Origin of the sequence: Pedobacter sp., assembly GCF_035566355.1 — a bacterium.
Classification (GTDB): domain Bacteria; phylum Bacteroidota; class Bacteroidia; order Sphingobacteriales; family Sphingobacteriaceae; genus Pedobacter.
Genome location: NZ_DATMRL010000398.1, coordinates 1 through 15,100 on the forward strand (window position 1 = coordinate 1; position 15,100 = coordinate 15,100).

At 42.3% G+C, this 15,100-nt stretch carries 16 protein-coding genes; 7 read left to right on the forward strand and 9 right to left on the reverse strand.

Features of this window, described 5'->3' with window-relative positions:
- Positions 1-178 precede the first annotated feature (178 nt).
- Entirely contained in the window at positions 179-1,372 is a 1,194-nt protein-coding gene (locus VNZ46_RS15200; RefSeq protein ID WP_325560917.1) for a Myo-inositol-1-phosphate synthase, read from the forward strand.
- 243 nt (positions 1,373-1,615) lie between these two features.
- On the opposite strand, the gene VNZ46_RS15205 is transcribed toward VNZ46_RS15200, so the two are convergent.
- Genes VNZ46_RS15205 through VNZ46_RS15220 form a run of 4 tightly spaced genes read right to left on the reverse strand, consistent with a single transcriptional unit; the run spans position 1,616 to position 5,124 of the window.
- A complete protein-coding gene (locus tag VNZ46_RS15205) occupies positions 1,616-1,987 on the reverse strand; it encodes a DUF1304 domain-containing protein (RefSeq protein ID WP_325560918.1) in 372 nt (123 codons plus the stop codon).
- A 43-nt stretch (positions 1,988-2,030) separates the two neighbouring features.
- On the reverse strand, positions 2,031-3,938 hold the full coding sequence (locus tag VNZ46_RS15210) for an AAA domain-containing protein (protein ID WP_325560919.1): 1,908 nt from the start codon (positions 3,936-3,938) through the stop codon (positions 2,031-2,033).
- A 9-nt stretch (positions 3,939-3,947) separates the two neighbouring features.
- Positions 3,948-4,331: a DUF3037 domain-containing protein gene (locus VNZ46_RS15215; RefSeq protein ID WP_325560920.1), complete on the reverse strand. Its 384-nt coding sequence runs from the start codon at positions 4,329-4,331 to the stop codon at positions 3,948-3,950.
- Positions 4,309-5,124 (reverse strand): HipA family kinase, encoded by an 816-nt coding sequence (locus VNZ46_RS15220; protein WP_325560921.1) that lies wholly within the window; start codon positions 5,122-5,124, stop codon positions 4,309-4,311. Before VNZ46_RS15220 ends, VNZ46_RS15215 begins: the two co-directional genes overlap by 23 nt.
- A gap of 108 nt (positions 5,125-5,232) precedes the next feature.
- Here VNZ46_RS15220 and VNZ46_RS15225 point away from each other — a divergent pair, with 108 nt between their 5' ends.
- Positions 5,233-5,763 carry a GNAT family N-acetyltransferase gene (locus tag VNZ46_RS15225; RefSeq protein WP_325560922.1) on the forward strand — a complete coding sequence of 177 codons (531 nt, stop codon included), beginning with the start codon at positions 5,233-5,235 and terminating at the stop codon, positions 5,761-5,763.
- On the opposite strand, the gene VNZ46_RS15230 is transcribed toward VNZ46_RS15225, so the two are convergent.
- Positions 5,737-6,843 carry a hypothetical protein gene (locus VNZ46_RS15230; protein WP_325560923.1) on the reverse strand — a complete coding sequence of 369 codons (1,107 nt, stop codon included), beginning with the start codon at positions 6,841-6,843 and terminating at the stop codon, positions 5,737-5,739. The two genes, VNZ46_RS15225 and VNZ46_RS15230, sit on opposite strands and share 27 nt — an antisense overlap.
- A gap of 99 nt (positions 6,844-6,942) precedes the next feature.
- Between VNZ46_RS15230 and VNZ46_RS15235 the strand changes: the two genes are divergently transcribed.
- Entirely contained in the window at positions 6,943-7,494 is a 552-nt protein-coding gene (locus VNZ46_RS15235) for an acyl-CoA thioesterase (protein ID WP_325560924.1), read from the forward strand.
- 13 nt (positions 7,495-7,507) lie between these two features.
- Here the strand turns inward: VNZ46_RS15235 and VNZ46_RS15240 are convergent, their stop codons facing one another.
- Both VNZ46_RS15240 and VNZ46_RS15245 read right to left on the reverse strand, forming a co-directional pair.
- A complete protein-coding gene (locus VNZ46_RS15240) occupies positions 7,508-8,851 on the reverse strand; it encodes an ankyrin repeat domain-containing protein (RefSeq protein WP_325560925.1) in 1,344 nt (447 codons plus the stop codon).
- Position 8,852: 1 nt separating this feature from the next.
- The gene (locus VNZ46_RS15245) at positions 8,853-10,040 is read right to left on the reverse strand and encodes an ankyrin repeat domain-containing protein (protein ID WP_325560926.1); all 1,188 of its coding nucleotides are present in this window, start codon (positions 10,038-10,040) and stop codon (positions 8,853-8,855) included.
- A gap of 200 nt (positions 10,041-10,240) precedes the next feature.
- Here VNZ46_RS15245 and VNZ46_RS15250 point away from each other — a divergent pair, with 200 nt between their 5' ends.
- Together VNZ46_RS15250 and VNZ46_RS15255 are read left to right on the forward strand one after the other, a co-directional pair.
- Positions 10,241-10,705: a BON domain-containing protein gene (locus VNZ46_RS15250; protein WP_325560927.1), complete on the forward strand. Its 465-nt coding sequence runs from the start codon at positions 10,241-10,243 to the stop codon at positions 10,703-10,705.
- An 8-nt stretch (positions 10,706-10,713) separates the two neighbouring features.
- Positions 10,714-11,136 carry an SH3 domain-containing protein gene (locus VNZ46_RS15255; protein WP_325560928.1) on the forward strand — a complete coding sequence of 141 codons (423 nt, stop codon included), beginning with the start codon at positions 10,714-10,716 and terminating at the stop codon, positions 11,134-11,136.
- A gap of 459 nt (positions 11,137-11,595) precedes the next feature.
- On the opposite strand, the gene fabF is transcribed toward VNZ46_RS15255, so the two are convergent.
- On the reverse strand, positions 11,596-12,843 hold the full coding sequence (gene fabF / locus VNZ46_RS15260) for a beta-ketoacyl-ACP synthase II (protein ID WP_325560929.1): 1,248 nt from the start codon (positions 12,841-12,843) through the stop codon (positions 11,596-11,598).
- A gap of 87 nt (positions 12,844-12,930) precedes the next feature.
- On the opposite strand from fabF, the gene VNZ46_RS15265 reads away from it, so the two are divergent.
- Both VNZ46_RS15265 and VNZ46_RS15270 read left to right on the forward strand, forming a co-directional pair.
- Positions 12,931-13,350, forward strand: a complete 420-nt coding sequence (locus VNZ46_RS15265) for a helix-turn-helix domain-containing protein (protein ID WP_325560930.1) — start codon at positions 12,931-12,933, stop codon at positions 13,348-13,350.
- A gap of 69 nt (positions 13,351-13,419) precedes the next feature.
- On the forward strand, positions 13,420-14,274 hold the full coding sequence (locus tag VNZ46_RS15270; protein ID WP_325560931.1) for an NAD(P)-dependent oxidoreductase: 855 nt from the start codon (positions 13,420-13,422) through the stop codon (positions 14,272-14,274).
- Between the two features lie 99 nt (positions 14,275-14,373).
- On the opposite strand, the gene VNZ46_RS15275 is transcribed toward VNZ46_RS15270, so the two are convergent.
- A complete protein-coding gene (locus VNZ46_RS15275) occupies positions 14,374-14,688 on the reverse strand; it encodes a hypothetical protein (protein ID WP_325560932.1) in 315 nt (104 codons plus the stop codon).
- Positions 14,689-15,100: the final 412 nt, after the last annotated feature.

Sequence of the window (15,100 nt, forward strand, 5' to 3'; positions counted from 1 at the left end):
CCATAAAACAAACTGCTTAATGTGAATCTATCGTTATAAAAATGTCAAAGTTTGAACACTTATCGTGTTTTAACGTTGTTTTGTATAATCTATATTCAAAATATAAATCAGATTCAATATTTTTGCGCACTTTAATTATTACATTACTTAATTAAATATTATATAATAACCCTTTATAATGCATAACCCGGAAAATAAAATCAAAGTTGCAATTTTAGGCGTAGGTAATTGCGCCAGCTCACTCGTGCAGGGTGTAGAATATTATACCACACATAGTGACAAAAAATCAGGTCTGATGACTGATAACATTGGCGGTTACACAGCTGGGAACATAGAATTTGTTTGCGGGTTCGATATCGATGAAAGAAAAATCGGACGTACGCTAAAAGAAGCCATTTTTGCTCAACCTAATTGTACAATTGTACTTAATGCGGATATTAAAACTGAAGCGCCTATCTACCGGTCTCCTGTTATTGACGGTGTATCTCCATTAATGGCTTCTTATCCTGAGGCCAACAGATTTGTGATTAAAGACGAATTAAAAAACTCAGATATTTTACTGGATTCAGTAACTTACGATAAAAACCTAGTAGATTCTTTAAGAAACGAGGTAATTGCTCATTTACGTGATCATAAAGTAGAAGTGCTGATCAACTATTTACCTGTTGGATCTCAACTGGCTACAGAATTCTACGCGGAGATCTGTATTGAACTTGGAATTTCATTAGTGAACTGTATCCCGGTATTTATCGCATCTGACCCAGCTTGGGAACAACGCTTCATTGATGCAGGTATTCCAATTATTGGTGATGACATGCGCAGTCAATTTGGAGCAAGTATTGTTTCTCAAATGCTTCAGGAACTGGCTTTTGAACGTGGACACCATGTAAAAGCACACATCCAGAGAAATGTTGGTGGAAATACAGATTTCCTGAACATGGAAGATAAAAACAGATTAAAATCTAAAAAAATCTCCAAAGAAAATGTGATCAGGGCACAAAATGACATTAGAGGAATTTCTACTGAAGACAGTTTCTTACATGCAGGTCCTTCCGAATACATTTCTTTCTATGGTGACAATAAAGTAGCCAATTTCCGTTTGGAACTGGAAGGATTTATGGGTGCACCTGTTATTTTTGATGCACAACTGTCTGTACAAGATTCTCCAAACTCTGCAGGTGTGGTTATTGATGCCATCCGCTATGTATACGTTGCCAGAGAATTAGGTCTTGTAGGTGCTTTGAGAGGCCCTTCTGCTTCAACTCAAAAAACGCCACCGCAACAAATGATGTTCAGTGATGCTATCATGGAATGCCATGCACTGGCAAACCGTGAGTTGACAGAATCCACAAAAAAACAATTAAAAAAATAACACACGGTTAACGTGTTTAGCAAAAGGCTTTGTTTAACAGACAAGGCCTTTTTTTATGGCCTGGAATTGGCACCAGGCAGACAAGTTGCTAAACCACTCAACAATGGTTCTATAATAGTTTAGTATGCATGCGTAATGAAAGGATATTACCTGCGCCATGAGTGCGCCTTTTTTCTGTAAAAAGGCGCACTCATGGCGCACTCATGGCGCAAGCATATCAAACCATTATAAAACCAATTGCAGTTAGGATGTAAAGAATAAAACAGCAAGAATTGTCAGTACCGCAGGTAGTGCCTGCACGACAAGGATAGATTTTGAAGCGGTTAAACCACCATATATACCTGCAACTCCAACACAGGACAGGAAAAACAAGGAAACATTCTTAAACCATACAGGATCCTGGATGCACAACGACCAGATCAGACCTGCAGCCAGAAAACCGTTATAAAGACCTTGGTTGGCAGCCAGCGTTTTTGTCTTCTCAAACATCTCTTCCGGCATAGACCCTTTAAAAACTTTTTTGCCTCGGGTTGTCCAGGCAAACATTTCAAGCCAAAGGATATAAAGGTGCTCCAGGGCAACCAAGGCGATTAAGATCAGGGCGATAACTTTCATAATGGCGTTTCTTAAATCTAATATAGTTAAAAAACAACAGCAATTATACCTCCATGAATTCCCATGCACTGTGGTAGGCATTTTGTTGTTCCGCATAGGCAATAAAGCCCGAATAAAAAGAAAACCGGCTCAAGGTGGCGCTGTCTCCAACCACGATCAGTTTTTTTCTGGCCCGGGTCATCGCTACGTTCATCCTTCTGATGTCCGAAAGGAAGCCTATAGTTCCTTCCATATTACTTCTGGTTAGACTGATGTATACAATATCTTTTTCCTGGCCCTGAAAACTATCTATGGTATTTACAGAGATACAGGCTGCATATTTTAAAAGTTCAGGTGCCTGGAGTAAAAGTTCTTTTAAGATCCGGACTTGCTGTTTGTAAGGAGAAATGATTGCTATGCTCGGACATTCAGAGGCATTTTCGGAAAAAGGAACTGAGTTCAACAATTGCTCGAGATGACGAAGTAGAAAAGCGGCCTCATCAGGATTCACTGTACTGGTGCCTTCCGTCTTTTCTTCAAAACTACAGCCTGCGGTATCAATAAAGGCTAAAGGTTTATCTCCTTTGAACAAAACGCGGTTTGCGACAACCGAATTTGCTTTTAACCTGCCATCATAAAATACAGATGAAGAATACCCCATAATCACCTCATGCATTCTGTATTGCTCTTCCAGCAGCACCACGGCTTCAGGCTGCAGTTTCACAGATTTCTCCAGTAAGGTGGTGCTTAATCCATCTTTAGCTGCGGCATTTGATTTAATGGTTGGTGGCAGCTGGCAATGATCTCCGGCAAACACGACTTTCTCTGCCTTTAACAGCGGTATCCAGCAAGCGGGTTCCAGGGCTTGCCCTGCCTCATCAATAACCACCGTATGGTATTGACGGTTGCGTACGGTATAATGATTGGCGCCCACCAAGGTAGCCGTAATGACCTGCGCCTCAGAAAGCAATTGTTCAATGATATATTGCTCGGTGCGGTCCACTTCTTTCATGATCTTGTGGGCTTCATCAAACAAAGCTTTGCGTTGTTCTTTTTCTGCCCTGCCAAAATTCCTTTTGTATTTATGGGCCATATTTTTAAACTCGCCGGCTTGCTTTTTAAGGGCACGTATTTCTTTCATGCTTTTATGTGCGCCCATCTTCTGATCAAGTGTCAGCGACATCAGTTGCTCTGAAACTCTGGCCGGGTTTCCGACCCTTAGCACATTTACACCTTCTGCCGCTAATTTTTCACTCAACAGATCAACAGCTGTATTACTTGGAGCAACAACGAGGATTTGTTGCTTGTCTTGAGCCAGCAGTCCAGTGATGGCCTGGACCAGTGTGGTGGTTTTACCTGTGCCGGGAGGGCCGTGTACTACGGCAAGCTCATTGGCCATTAAGATTTGATCTACTGCGCTTTGCTGCGAGTCATTCAGCCCTTTGCCCGCAAAGTGCTGGATGTTTTTATGAAAAGTGGCCTGTCTTGCGCCCAAAAGCACTTGTATCATAGGCCAGCTGCGCGATTTTTCGTCGGTTGAGGCCGCAGCTTTCAGTGCCGTTTTCATCTCTTCATAGCTGTTGTTATCAAACAACAATTCGACCCCCAGCTTTCCATCTGATGCCCAGTCTGGCAATTCATCAGTTTTCAGACTGAGTTTCAGGCGGTCTCCGCCCTGGTAAGCGATCACACCTTCTATACGATCATTCTTGGGATCGTGGTTAGAAAACAGAACTGCCGGCATTCCAAAGCGAAACTGATGAGCAACATCCTGATGTGTTGTCCGTTCTGTTTCTACCGTAAGATAGTCACCACGGCTCATTTCCGAACCTCTGATGGCCACAGGATACCAAACCAGTCCATTGGATCTGCGTTCGGCCAGGGATGAACTTTCTGTAAGTTGCTGATAGATTTTAAGATCCTCTGACTGTTCTGTCTCAAGCAGTTCAAGTAATCTTTTAAAATAGTCCATTCAATTTCATTAAAGCACCATTGTGCGGTATATTCTTTCTAAGGTTGCGGCCGCATCGATACAAAAGCCAGGATGTACTTTTGAAGTCTGTATCACCGTACTTCTGGTTGCAGTGAGCCATCTGAATCTGGAAGGTCTGTCCAGCTGGCCAATAGGCCCGGCCTCTTTTTCGCCGCTGCAAATGTCTTGCAGAGCTTTAAGGTGCAGTTGCAGTTCTTCCAGATCCGTTTGAGGACAAAAAGCGGCTAAACGCTCCCTGTCCAGGTGGTAAACCACTTCCAGAAAGCATTGTTTTGCACAAAAGACGATTGCGCCTATATTCATAAACTCTTCACGTTCTACCCTGGGTACAACGCGAATGATGGCGTACTCATATAAGTCTCTCTCTTGCATGCTGGGCTTCTTTTACAAATACCTCCGAATGGCTGACGCGGGAGGTCAGAAATTGCGTATAGGCACTTCTGTGTTCTTCTGCAGATTGAAAGTGGCCTTCTCCTTCCAGCCATTCAACCGGGATGAGGTCTGTAACAGACTTCAGGAGTTCGGGGCTGAGTATAGATCTGAATTCTGCATCTACCGTTTCCAGCTCTGAAGCACGTGATAACAACACGTGATCCTTAATCAGAACAAACGGTTTTTTGGCTTGTTCTTCCCAATTTTGCCAGGAATGGTGAAAATACAGCGATGCGCCATGGTCAATCAGCCATAATTCTTTATGCCACATCAGCATATTGGTGTTTCTTGCAGTACGGTCCATATTGGTCAGCAGGCAATCCAGCCAAACAATCTGTGAGGCGAGCTTTGCATCTACAGTATCGACCACCGGATCAAAAGTAATGGCACCAGAAAGGTAATGCAAGGCAAGATTAAGTCCAACACTGAATTTGAGCAGGTCCTGGATTTCTTCGTCTGCCTCCGTTCTTCCAAAGGCTTCATCCAGTTCTGCAAACACCAGTTCCGGAATCCTCAGACCCAGACTACGGGCAATCTCCCCGCCTATCAGTTCGGCAATTAATGCACGAACGCCCTGGCCGGCACCTCGAAATTTAATTACATATAAAAATTCATCGTCAGCTTCTGCAATAGCAGGCATGGAACCCCCTTCTCTTAAGGGCGTAACGTATCTGATTACCTTTACTATGCGAAGCTCCGGCAACTGATGTGCCCCTTTTTTTACTTCTGTCATTTAGGCCAAAATTAGGAGATTTATTAAAAAAAACACCAATTTGCCTGCTTTATAATCGATTGATTTAATTTTTGGATAGATTAGCAGAAATCTATTTTCCTTATAAAGATGTTAGATACTCTTACAACAGAACGGCTGCTGATTGAAAAACTAAGCCCGGACGACTCAGCATTCATCCTTAATTTGCTCAATACACCCGGCTGGCTGAAGTTTATTGGAGACAGGAATATCAAAACGCTGTTTGATGCGGAGACTTATGTTCAAAGAACTATAGACAGCCCCACTATTCAATATTGGATTGTTAAAAAAGCAACAGACCGCACACCCGTAGGTGCAGTTTCCTTTATTAAAAAAGATTACCTTGACCACCACGACATTGGTTATGCATTCCACCCCGATTTCAGCAAGCTGGGCTATGCTTACGAAGCAACAAAAGCAGTCCTGGAACGGCTTTCTAAAAATCCTTTATATCCGGTGATAGTGGCTATTGTATCCCCGGATAATGGGCCTTCCATTCGTCTTTTAGAAAAACTCGGATTAAAACAGGACCGTCAGATCGAGGTAGAAAACAGAACTTTACTCCTGTTCTCCATTGTTAATTCTTCTGCGGATCTAGGTGAGGATGTCGCTTCTGACTAGAAAATAGTCTATTTTACTGAGCCAGACCAAGCCCAGTACATCTTTTTCTGAGGCAACCGAACGGTTGTTATAATCTGGCGGGTAAGGATGGGTTTCATCTTCGGCATAATAGATCATCAGGTCTATTTCTCCGGTTTGGGGATACAGAAAGTTTCCTTTTACGGCCTGCGTTATTATGGTAGAACTTCCTTTATGTGCTTTAGAATACTGATGCCCTCCATAGGCCAGTAAGATCTCGTGGCCTATTTCATGTGCAGCCGTATGTTTGAAATCAGCTACGGCATAATTCTCCTTTAACGTCAGCCATTCCCCTTTTACTTTAAGGGCACCTGTATTATAATAAAGGATCCGGGACAATTCCCAGTTTCTTGATCTGCGCAGCCGTCCCTGGCTGTTGTATACAATTCCTGGAGAGGGAATCGCTCTTTTCGTACTGTTCTCTGCTTCCAGATAAAACTCATACTTCTGGCCATCAGGCATATGTATATTTTTTCCTTCAGAATGATGGTGGTTCCTGCTCCAATACTGTTTCATACCCTCTAAGGCCAGATCCAGTAAATCCTGATAGGTCTTCGTAGGTGCCTTTACAGCCCCCATAGCACCCAGATCTTCGAAATTGGTTCTTAATACCGCTTCAATTGTACGGTTTGGCCGGTTGATTTTGACATCTATCCAGTTTACCTCCTTATAGCAGGCACCGAATTTCAAGACTTCAGACTGAACAGCATTATCTTTCAGGACAGTCAGTTTTGCATAAAAGTACTGTTGGTCAAATCTACGGCTATCGTAAATTCCATCCCTGTCAAAGCCGTCCCAATGAATTTGATATGTACCCGGCTGCAGGGACACAGGTTCAGCAGCATATTGGTACAGGAGTTGATCTCTTGCATCCTGAATTTCCAGGAGAACCCCAGTTGCAGGACTTTCCAGACTATACTCAAAAGTAAAACAGGAATTTTCATTTCTTCCCTGAAAATCCGCCAGTCCAAAAGGTACAACTGTTCTTTTTTCCTTCTTGAGATTAAAGTGAACAATCCCTCTCTTTTGTCTTTTATCTGAACCAGGTCTAAGCATATTCAAAGATAGGGGAATATTTATTTTGGTTATTTCTATATTAAAACTGGATGATCACTTCCTGTTTTTATTTTTCTTTTATAACTTTCCGGTAACAGATGATATATGGAAAACTATAAAACCGTTTCAGAGTCGCACACCACTTTGACAGAACTAATGATTCCCTCCTATGCCAATTTTGGAGGCAAAATCCACGGTGGAATTATTATGGGCCTTATGGATAAAGTTGCTTACGTATGTGCTGCAAAACATGCGGGAGCCTATTGTGTAACTGCATCTGTGGATGCTATTGATTTCCTTGCACCTGTTGAAGTAGGTGAACTGATCTCTCTGATGGCTTCAGTAAACTATGTGAGCAAAACCTCCCTGGTGGTTGGTATTAGGGTAATCTCTGAAAACGTAAAGACCAATGAAGTAAAACATACCAATACCAGTTACTTTACTATGGTGGCCATGGATGAAGACCATAAGCCACTCCAGGTACCTGGTCTGATCCTTAAATCAGACGACGACATCAGACGTTTTTTTCAAGCCTACCATAAAAGGGAACTTAAGAAATATCTCCGTCAGGAAGAAAAGAGAATGAAAACGGAGTTCGAAATCGCTGAGTCTATTGAATTGCTCAAAAATGAGCGCTGCATCATAGAGCGCAGCTGATTCCGATCTCTTGTTATCCCTTCAGTATTTTACTTTTTTCTGCATCGAATTCTTCCTGCGAAAGAATTCCGGCATCCAGCAGTTCTTTTAAATCTAGCAAGGCCTTCTTTTTTGCTGCCATGTCATTTTCTGGCACTGCTTGAGCCGTCACTACCGGTTCGGCGGGCTTAACGGCCGTTCCCTGCGGGCTAAATTTGAGGATCAGTTCTGTGATCTCGTTAAAACCCTTGATATTGGAGTAATCAATGGCCTTCTGTTCCTTTACGTTGACAACAGAAACATCAGCCTGATTTTCGAGCAGGTATTTTACGACATCCTTCTTACCGTTTGCAGCGGCATAATGTAATGGCGTGTTTCCAGACTCGTCCTGGATATTGATATTTGCTCCTTTCTCTACCAGTAATTTAGCCATGCTCAAATGGCCATTTTTAACGGCAACATGCAACAAGCTTTCGCCACCCGAACTGTAAGAACCCGTTAAGTTAAAATTACTGTCTGAAGAGAGACCAGTGGCTGATTCTATCCAGTCCAGATAGGAATTCATGGAATCTGTCTGATCAGAAACCGGTTTACTGTGGTTTGCATCCAGACCATTTTCCAGAAACAGGTCAACAATTTCCTTCTGGTTATTGGCACAGGCATACCAAACCGGTGATACCCCATTTTTGGATGTCACAAAGATATCTGCTCCTTTATCTATCAATAATTTAGTAATGATTCTGTTGGTTTCATAACAAGCTATCAACAGTGCACTTTCACCGGCGTGGTTAACATGATCCAGGTGGGCGCCGTTTTGCAGCAGCAGTTCGACCATAGGCAGATTCTTAGACCTGACTGCAAATAGTAACGGGCTTTCTCCGTGTTTATTGGTGGTATTCACATTTGCCCCTTGTTGCAGGAGCAACTGTACAACTTCTTTATTTCTGCAGCCGGAAGCCAATAGAAGAGCAGTCTCTGCAGCGTTGTTCTCGAGGTCAATTTCAATGCCTTCTTTCATCAGCTTTTCCATCACTTCTACCTGCCCGGACAATGCAGTCAGATGCAAAAGGCTGTTGCCTTGCTTATCGTTGATATTGATATTTGCCCCGTTTTGCAATAAGTATAAAGCCGTCTGCTTTTGTTTTTGCAGGCAGGCAAAATAAAGTGGGGTTTCACCTTCGTGGTCTTCATAGTTCAGGTCGGCACCTTCGCCAACCAGTATTTTAACCAAATCCAGATAACCCCGGTGTGCCGCATAATGTAATGCTGTACGCCCTTTTTCATCTGTATAACTAAAATCTGCTTCTTTATTAGCCAGGAGGATTTCTGCTATTTTTCGGTTTCCGCTTTCGCAAGCCAGGATAAATGACATCGACATATTAATTCTGTAATAAGAGTTCTACGGTTTTTGATTTGGTATTGTCCTGGGAAGCGAGCATGAGCGCAGTTTGATCCTTATCATTCTGGATATGAATATCGGCACCTTTTGAAAGAAGAAGCTTTACCTTCCGGTAAGTTTCTTTGGCTTTTTCGTTATCTCGATACAATTCATGAGCACAAACTTTATGCAGCAGAGTATTTCCTTCATTATCTTGCTGGTTAATGTCTATATTTCCCTCTTCTACCAGTATTTTCAATATCTCTGCATTTTTTTCGGCAGCCCAATCTAAAGCTGATTTCTCTTTTCCATAATGCTCGGAGGTATGATAAACATCTGCCCCATCCTGTAGCAAGCGTTCCAGCAATTTAATTTCACTTTCTGAACCTCTGTCGAGCCTGCTCACATACTTGGCCAGCATTGTACCTTCTTCTTGAGCACGAAGTTCAAAAGCAGGACGATCATAGCTGGCAAGTTTATCGTAGGAAGTGAGGTTAAACTGATCCACTACAACGTTATAAAATGGAGTTCTGCCCTTCTTGTCTTGTGCATTTGGATTGGCTCCATTTTCCAGCAGCACATCCAGGTACTCTGCCCTGTTCCTGTCAATGGCCAAATGAAGTGGTGTGGTTCCTATAATATTCGCTGTATCCACCTCCAGACCTTCGCCAATTAAAAATCTCAGATATTCTATACCTCTTTCCTTATTTCTAAGACTCAGAGCACCATTATTTACAACCTGATAGATAAAATTCTCTTCTGCATTGTTTTTATAATTGATGTCACAGCCAGCTTCCACCAAACGTTTGATAAGCGCAATATCTGCCCCTTCCTCCAGCGCATAGCCCAGCAAGGTCTGGTCCTGAAGATCACTGTTCAGGCTTTGAAATCTGCCAATTAAGGTACTAAAATAGTCCAGAGAGGCCTCGTCTGTTGGAAAACGGATAATGTGGTCAAAGATGCTTTTTTTAAAGGAATCGTATTCGTAAAGGTCAGTTTCAATGGTCCCGTCTCCAATCAGCTGGTCTAGGACATCAAAGGCTTTACGATCTTTAATTTTGTCAAAAATAGCGCTCCATTCATAGGACTGAAGGTTTTTAGGTAAGCGTTCCCCACTATTTAATAGTTGTTTGGCCGCTTCTACATCGCCCGATCTCAGGGCTTGCAAGAGGGAAGATTGTTCATTCATAGACCACTTTTGGTTCAAATATCTTGCCACCGTATGTCTGCTGGCTAATTTTTATTTCTTTTCCAGCAGAATATATATTTCTTATATTAGATCAATAGTCGTCTCTAATTTTGATCATGGATAGGAAATTGCTAAAACATTTCCCTTCTACTTTTGCTTATTAATACAAATTAATTTTACAATTAACATAATACCAAAAGATGAAAACAACTAAATTAATGATGAGTGCGGCTGTTGCCGCGACCCTGTTCCTGGCGAGTTGTGGGCCAAAGGATGCAGACATTCAGAAGGCTGTTCAGGCTAAGGAGGCAAGTGGAATTACGGTTGCCGTAACCAAAGGCGCTGTTACTTTAACTGGTGAAGTGCCGGATGATGCGGCAAAAGCGACCGCTGAAGAGGTTGCCAAAGCTGAAAAAGGGGTCAAATCTGTTGCAAACGATTTAACGGTTAAGCCTGTCGTTGCACCTGTTGTGATTGCGGAGGATACAGTCCTCCAAAAGAATGTTGCTGATGCAATAAAGGACTTCCCTACGGTTAAAGCAGATGTTAAAGATGGTGTAGTGACCTTGACCGGAGAGCTTAAGAAAGCTTCTTTGATCACGCTAATGCAGCACCTTTCTGCACTTAAGCCTAAGAAAATTGACAACAAATTAACGATTAAATAGTACGCATCATGGCTTTACAAGATAAATATAAACAATTGACAGATGCAGCCTCTGCTGCAGGGATTACAGATCTTGCCGTACGTGAGCAGGATGGCGTATTGTATGTGGACGGCACAGCACCTGATGGTGCAGCCAAGGATAACCTTTGGGACATCTACAATCAGATTGACCCAAATTTCGCGTCTGGCGACTTGGTACTAAATGTAAACGTAGCTGTTGATGCTGCCGTAACGCATGCAAAAGTGGTTACGGAGAGTTCCAATTTGAATATCCGGAAAGGCCCTGGAACAGATCAGCCTATTGTTGGAAAAGCGGCTCATGGTGAAGTGATTACCCTGGTTAACAGAAGTAACGATTTATGGTGGCTGGTGCGCACAAATGACGGTGAAGAAGGATATTGCTATGCGCAATACCTGGAGCCACAGGCTTAGTTTTCATGTTTAATAATTATAATAATGGATCCGGACGCAAGTCCGGATTTTTTTATTGGGTGCTGAATTGAAATAAATTTAGTATCTGTTTCGAGGCTGCGCCTGCTAAGCCCCCGAAGAGGGGGCAAACCAGCCAATGCCTCTCTACAGACACCAAATTTATTTCTGGATTTCACGCCTAGCCGGTATGTTGTAAAAATAGCGGAACAGCACGGATATACTCCATATTTGGTTATAACGACATCAATATACAGGTTCCATGCTTGTTATACTCCATATTTGGTCATAACGACATCAATATACAGGTTCCATGCTTGTTATACTCCATATCGGTTTGCGCCCAAAAAAATTAAGATTGCTCAGAGAGGACCTCAGGGCGCCTTGCCACAAGAGCGCAGCGGGGCAAGGAGTCCAGTCCTCGAAGAGCATCTTAATTTTTCCATAAAACCCGAATATAGTTTAACCCTGGAACTTCTTGAACACGACGATACCGTTATGCCCGCCGAAGCCAAAAGTATTACTCATAGCCACATCAATATTCTTCTCCATTGCCTCTACCTTAACAATATTCAAATTGGAAGGAATCGCCGGATCCGGATCCGTCAAATTAATTGTTGGAGGAACAATAGAATGTCGGATGGCCTGGATACAGGCAATCGCCTCTATCGCACCAGCTGCACCAAGCAAATGACCCGTCATAGACTTTGTTGCACTGATGTGCAAATGATCTGTCTGATCCTTAAATAACTTGGTTATAGCCTTTAACTCACTCATATCTCCAACAGGAGTTGAGGTCGCATGGGCATTTAGATAATCAACGTCTTCTATATTCAAACTGGCATCTTCCAACGCAAAACGCATAGCAGTAGCCGCCCCTTCTCCTTCCGGATGTGTTGCAGTCATGTGGTAAGCATCGGCAGTCATAGCTGCTCCGGCAAGCTCAGCATAAATCGTTGCATTTCTGGCAATGGCATGCTCATATTCCTCAAGAACTAATGCACCTGCACCCTCACCCATCAAAAATCCGTCTCTCCCCGCATCAAAAGGTCTGCAGGCAGTTTGAGGCGTATCATTTTGTGTAGTCATCGCCTTCATTGCACAAAAACCACCTACTGAAGCTTGTGTAATTGGCGCTTCAGAGCCTCCGGTAACGATCACTTTGGCTTTTCCCCACCTGATGTAATTGAAAGCATCCATGATGGCCGTATTGGAAGTGGAGCAGGCCGATACTGTTGTATAATTGATGCCCATTAAGCCATACTTTATGGAGATCATTCCCGATGCCATATTGGCGATGAGCTTGGGAACAAAAAAGGGACTGAACCTGGGCACAAAATTGTTTTCTGTATATTCCGTAACCTGCTCCTCAAACGTGAGCATCCCGCCCTGTCCTGATCCCCAGATCACCCCCGTATCATAAGGGTTCATAATAGAGAAATCAAGGCCAGAGTCTTTAATAGCTTGTCCGGCAGCAACAAGTGCATATTGAGTGAAAGGATCCGTTCTCTTGATCTCATTTCTGTCGAGAAAAAGTGAGGCATCAAAGTCTTTGAGCTCTGCAGCAATCTGGGTACGAAATGCAGCAGGATTAAACCTGGTGATGCGATCTGCACCGCTCTTTCCCTGGATAAGACTATCCCAAAAAGTTTGAATATCATTTCCTACCGGCGTAAGCGCGCCCATTCCTGTTATAACTACTCTTTTCATTTTACAAGTTTTAACTACTTGCACTTAGCAAGCTGTTGCAAATATAAATAACTACTTTATATTTGCAAGTAGTTTAAACTGGATGATATGAAATCAGACTGCCCCCTTAATTTTGGATTGGAGCTCTTCGGGGATCGGTGGACCTTGTTGATTATACGGGATATGATCTTCTTCAACAAGCGTTCTTATAATGAGTTCTTGTCTTCCGCTGAACACATTTCTACCAATATTTTGGCCAACAGATTAAATTTTCTGGAGAAAGAAAAATTTATCATAAAAGAAAGAGATCAGGACCACAAACAAAAGATGATTTATAGCCTGACTGAAAAAGGCATTGGCCTGGTGCCTCTGATCATAGAAATAGGACTATGGTCTGACCGGTATGCCGAAGAAACGTTAACCGTTAGTGAGCTGGTCAATTTAAACGATTTCAAAACAGACTGGAGTAAAGCTTTAAGAGCCCTACAGCAAAAGCTTTATCACCTGCATCTTCAACGTGAGATATAAATGGTTCTTTAAACAATTAAGTACTTTATTTTGGTATAGAAAAGATCAAAAATCATAAATAGATAAGACATGAACAAGACAAAAATTGGCTGGATTGGCCTTGGAAATATGGGGATTCCCATGTCTGAACAGTTAATCAAAGCGGGTTATCCTTTGCAGGTTTACAACCGAAGCAAGGAAAAAGAAAACGCATTGAAAGCAATGGGCGCCGGGGTTACCTCATCGCCTGCTGAGTTGATTCAATCTTCGGACATTGTAATCCTGATGGTTTCAGATGACCAGGCTGTTCGGCAGATCTTTAACGCCGAAAATGGTTTGTTGAGTGTAAAGACTAACGGCAAGATCATTGTTAATATGAGCACAGTTTCGCCCGGTGTGAGTAAAGAAATGGCCGCGTTATCTGCTGAATTGGGTCATGAATATATAGATGCACCGGTATCAGGCAGTGTTAAACAAGCACAGGAAGGACAATTGGTGATTATGGCCGGCGGCTCGGAAAGTATTTTTGTAAAGGTAAAACCGGTTCTTGAAGTTCTGGGAAAAATGGTGATGCTGGTGGGCGAAACCGGAGCAGGGAACAGCACAAAGCTGGCCATCAACAGTTTACTTGCACTGTATGCACAAGGTTTAGCGGAAACCGTTATTTTCGCTAACCAGCAAGGGATCAAAACCGAAGACCTGATGACTTTAATCGGACAGGCAGCGCTCGGCAATATTTTTACAAAGATTAAAGGAGATGCCATCTTAAACGATCAATACAAAGCTGCATTTGCACTCAAACACATTGTTAAAGACCTGACACTGGCAAAAAATGAAGGACTTTCCAGTCCGCTTGCCACCACAGCCTTAGAGACTTTTAAACAGGCTGAACCTTCTTACGGTGAAGAAGATATCATTGCTGTAATTAAACAGTTAAATTCTTAAAAAAAGAACAGGCCAGGAATTTATTTCCTGGCCTGTTAAAAACTGCCCCTTCCGACAGCGTATAAATTATACCGTTCACCAATGAACAAGGTGGCTTTTTTAAAATTTAAAATTATAGATCGGACTGCCCTTCCAGAGGATATATCCCAACAGAGCACATTGATGAGCTACTTCAGTTTCTATAGCAGAAGGAACATCATTTACAATTTTCCAGCGGATATTATATTTAGTATTGTAACTAATGTAAATGACCACATCTTCACATCCGGAATCAATTGATTTAAGGTTTTTGAGATGCTGGTCCTGCAATTCAGCAGCCAGACGACGAAGCCTTTCATTCATCACTTTAGATAAAGGTGCAGCAGCAGTTATATCAGGTTCAATTACGGCGAGTACAGTTATGGTCATTGGCATCTCTCAAATACTATAAATTTTAGCAAAGATATCATTTTATTCTTAACTAAAAAAAATAGCAAAACAAAATCCATAAAACCTCCACTCTTCCGGTCTCCCCATCTGTAAAGATGACTTCCAATATTTTGTGTAGGCGAGGGAAAGGTCTGCGCTCAAAAATTTGTGGTATGAAAAATGGCCTAGCGTTGTTTTCGCTTTTTCAGCGAAAATTATGCAGCCTTTTTTTCATACCACAAATTTAAAAAGCTTCTCCCAAGCTTATAGAAAATCCAGAATATCCTTTGCTTGCCCCATAATCTATGGCGACATTTGTATTTGATGCTTTGTTAAACTTCACCCGCATCCCTGCCCCCACAGCCGGATGAATCTTTTTAAACATATTATTTTCTGGTTCGGTAACCGAAGTCGCATT

What these genes read in the sequence shown, in the direction of transcription:
- VNZ46_RS15205 (WP_325560918.1), bottom strand. Translation starts at nt 1,987, where the DNA reads ATGAAAGTTATCGCCCTGATCTTAATCGCCTTGGTTGCCCTGGAGCAC.
- VNZ46_RS15245 (WP_325560926.1), bottom strand. Translation starts at nt 10,040, where the DNA reads ATGAATGAACAATCTTCCCTCTTGCAAGCCCTGAGATCGGGCGATGTA.
- VNZ46_RS15220 (WP_325560921.1), bottom strand. Translation starts at nt 5,124, where the DNA reads ATGACAGAAGTAAAAAAAGGGGCACATCAGTTGCCGGAGCTTCGCATA.
- VNZ46_RS15265 (WP_325560930.1), top strand. Translation starts at nt 12,931, where the DNA reads ATGAAATCAGACTGCCCCCTTAATTTTGGATTGGAGCTCTTCGGGGAT.
- VNZ46_RS15240 (WP_325560925.1), bottom strand. Translation starts at nt 8,851, where the DNA reads ATGTCGATGTCATTTATCCTGGCTTGCGAAAGCGGAAACCGAAAAATA.
- VNZ46_RS15200 (WP_325560917.1), top strand. Translation starts at nt 179, where the DNA reads ATGCATAACCCGGAAAATAAAATCAAAGTTGCAATTTTAGGCGTAGGT.
- VNZ46_RS15255 (WP_325560928.1), top strand. Translation starts at nt 10,714, where the DNA reads ATGGCTTTACAAGATAAATATAAACAATTGACAGATGCAGCCTCTGCT.
- fabF (WP_325560929.1), bottom strand. Translation starts at nt 12,843, where the DNA reads ATGAAAAGAGTAGTTATAACAGGAATGGGCGCGCTTACGCCGGTAGGA.
- VNZ46_RS15235 (WP_325560924.1), top strand. Translation starts at nt 6,943, where the DNA reads ATGGAAAACTATAAAACCGTTTCAGAGTCGCACACCACTTTGACAGAA.
- VNZ46_RS15225 (WP_325560922.1), top strand. Translation starts at nt 5,233, where the DNA reads ATGTTAGATACTCTTACAACAGAACGGCTGCTGATTGAAAAACTAAGC.
- VNZ46_RS15210 (WP_325560919.1), bottom strand. Translation starts at nt 3,938, where the DNA reads ATGGACTATTTTAAAAGATTACTTGAACTGCTTGAGACAGAACAGTCA.
- VNZ46_RS15250 (WP_325560927.1), top strand. Translation starts at nt 10,241, where the DNA reads ATGAAAACAACTAAATTAATGATGAGTGCGGCTGTTGCCGCGACCCTG.
- VNZ46_RS15275 (WP_325560932.1), bottom strand. Translation starts at nt 14,688, where the DNA reads ATGCCAATGACCATAACTGTACTCGCCGTAATTGAACCTGATATAACT.
- VNZ46_RS15215 (WP_325560920.1), bottom strand. Translation starts at nt 4,331, where the DNA reads ATGCAAGAGAGAGACTTATATGAGTACGCCATCATTCGCGTTGTACCC.
- VNZ46_RS15270 (WP_325560931.1), top strand. Translation starts at nt 13,420, where the DNA reads ATGAACAAGACAAAAATTGGCTGGATTGGCCTTGGAAATATGGGGATT.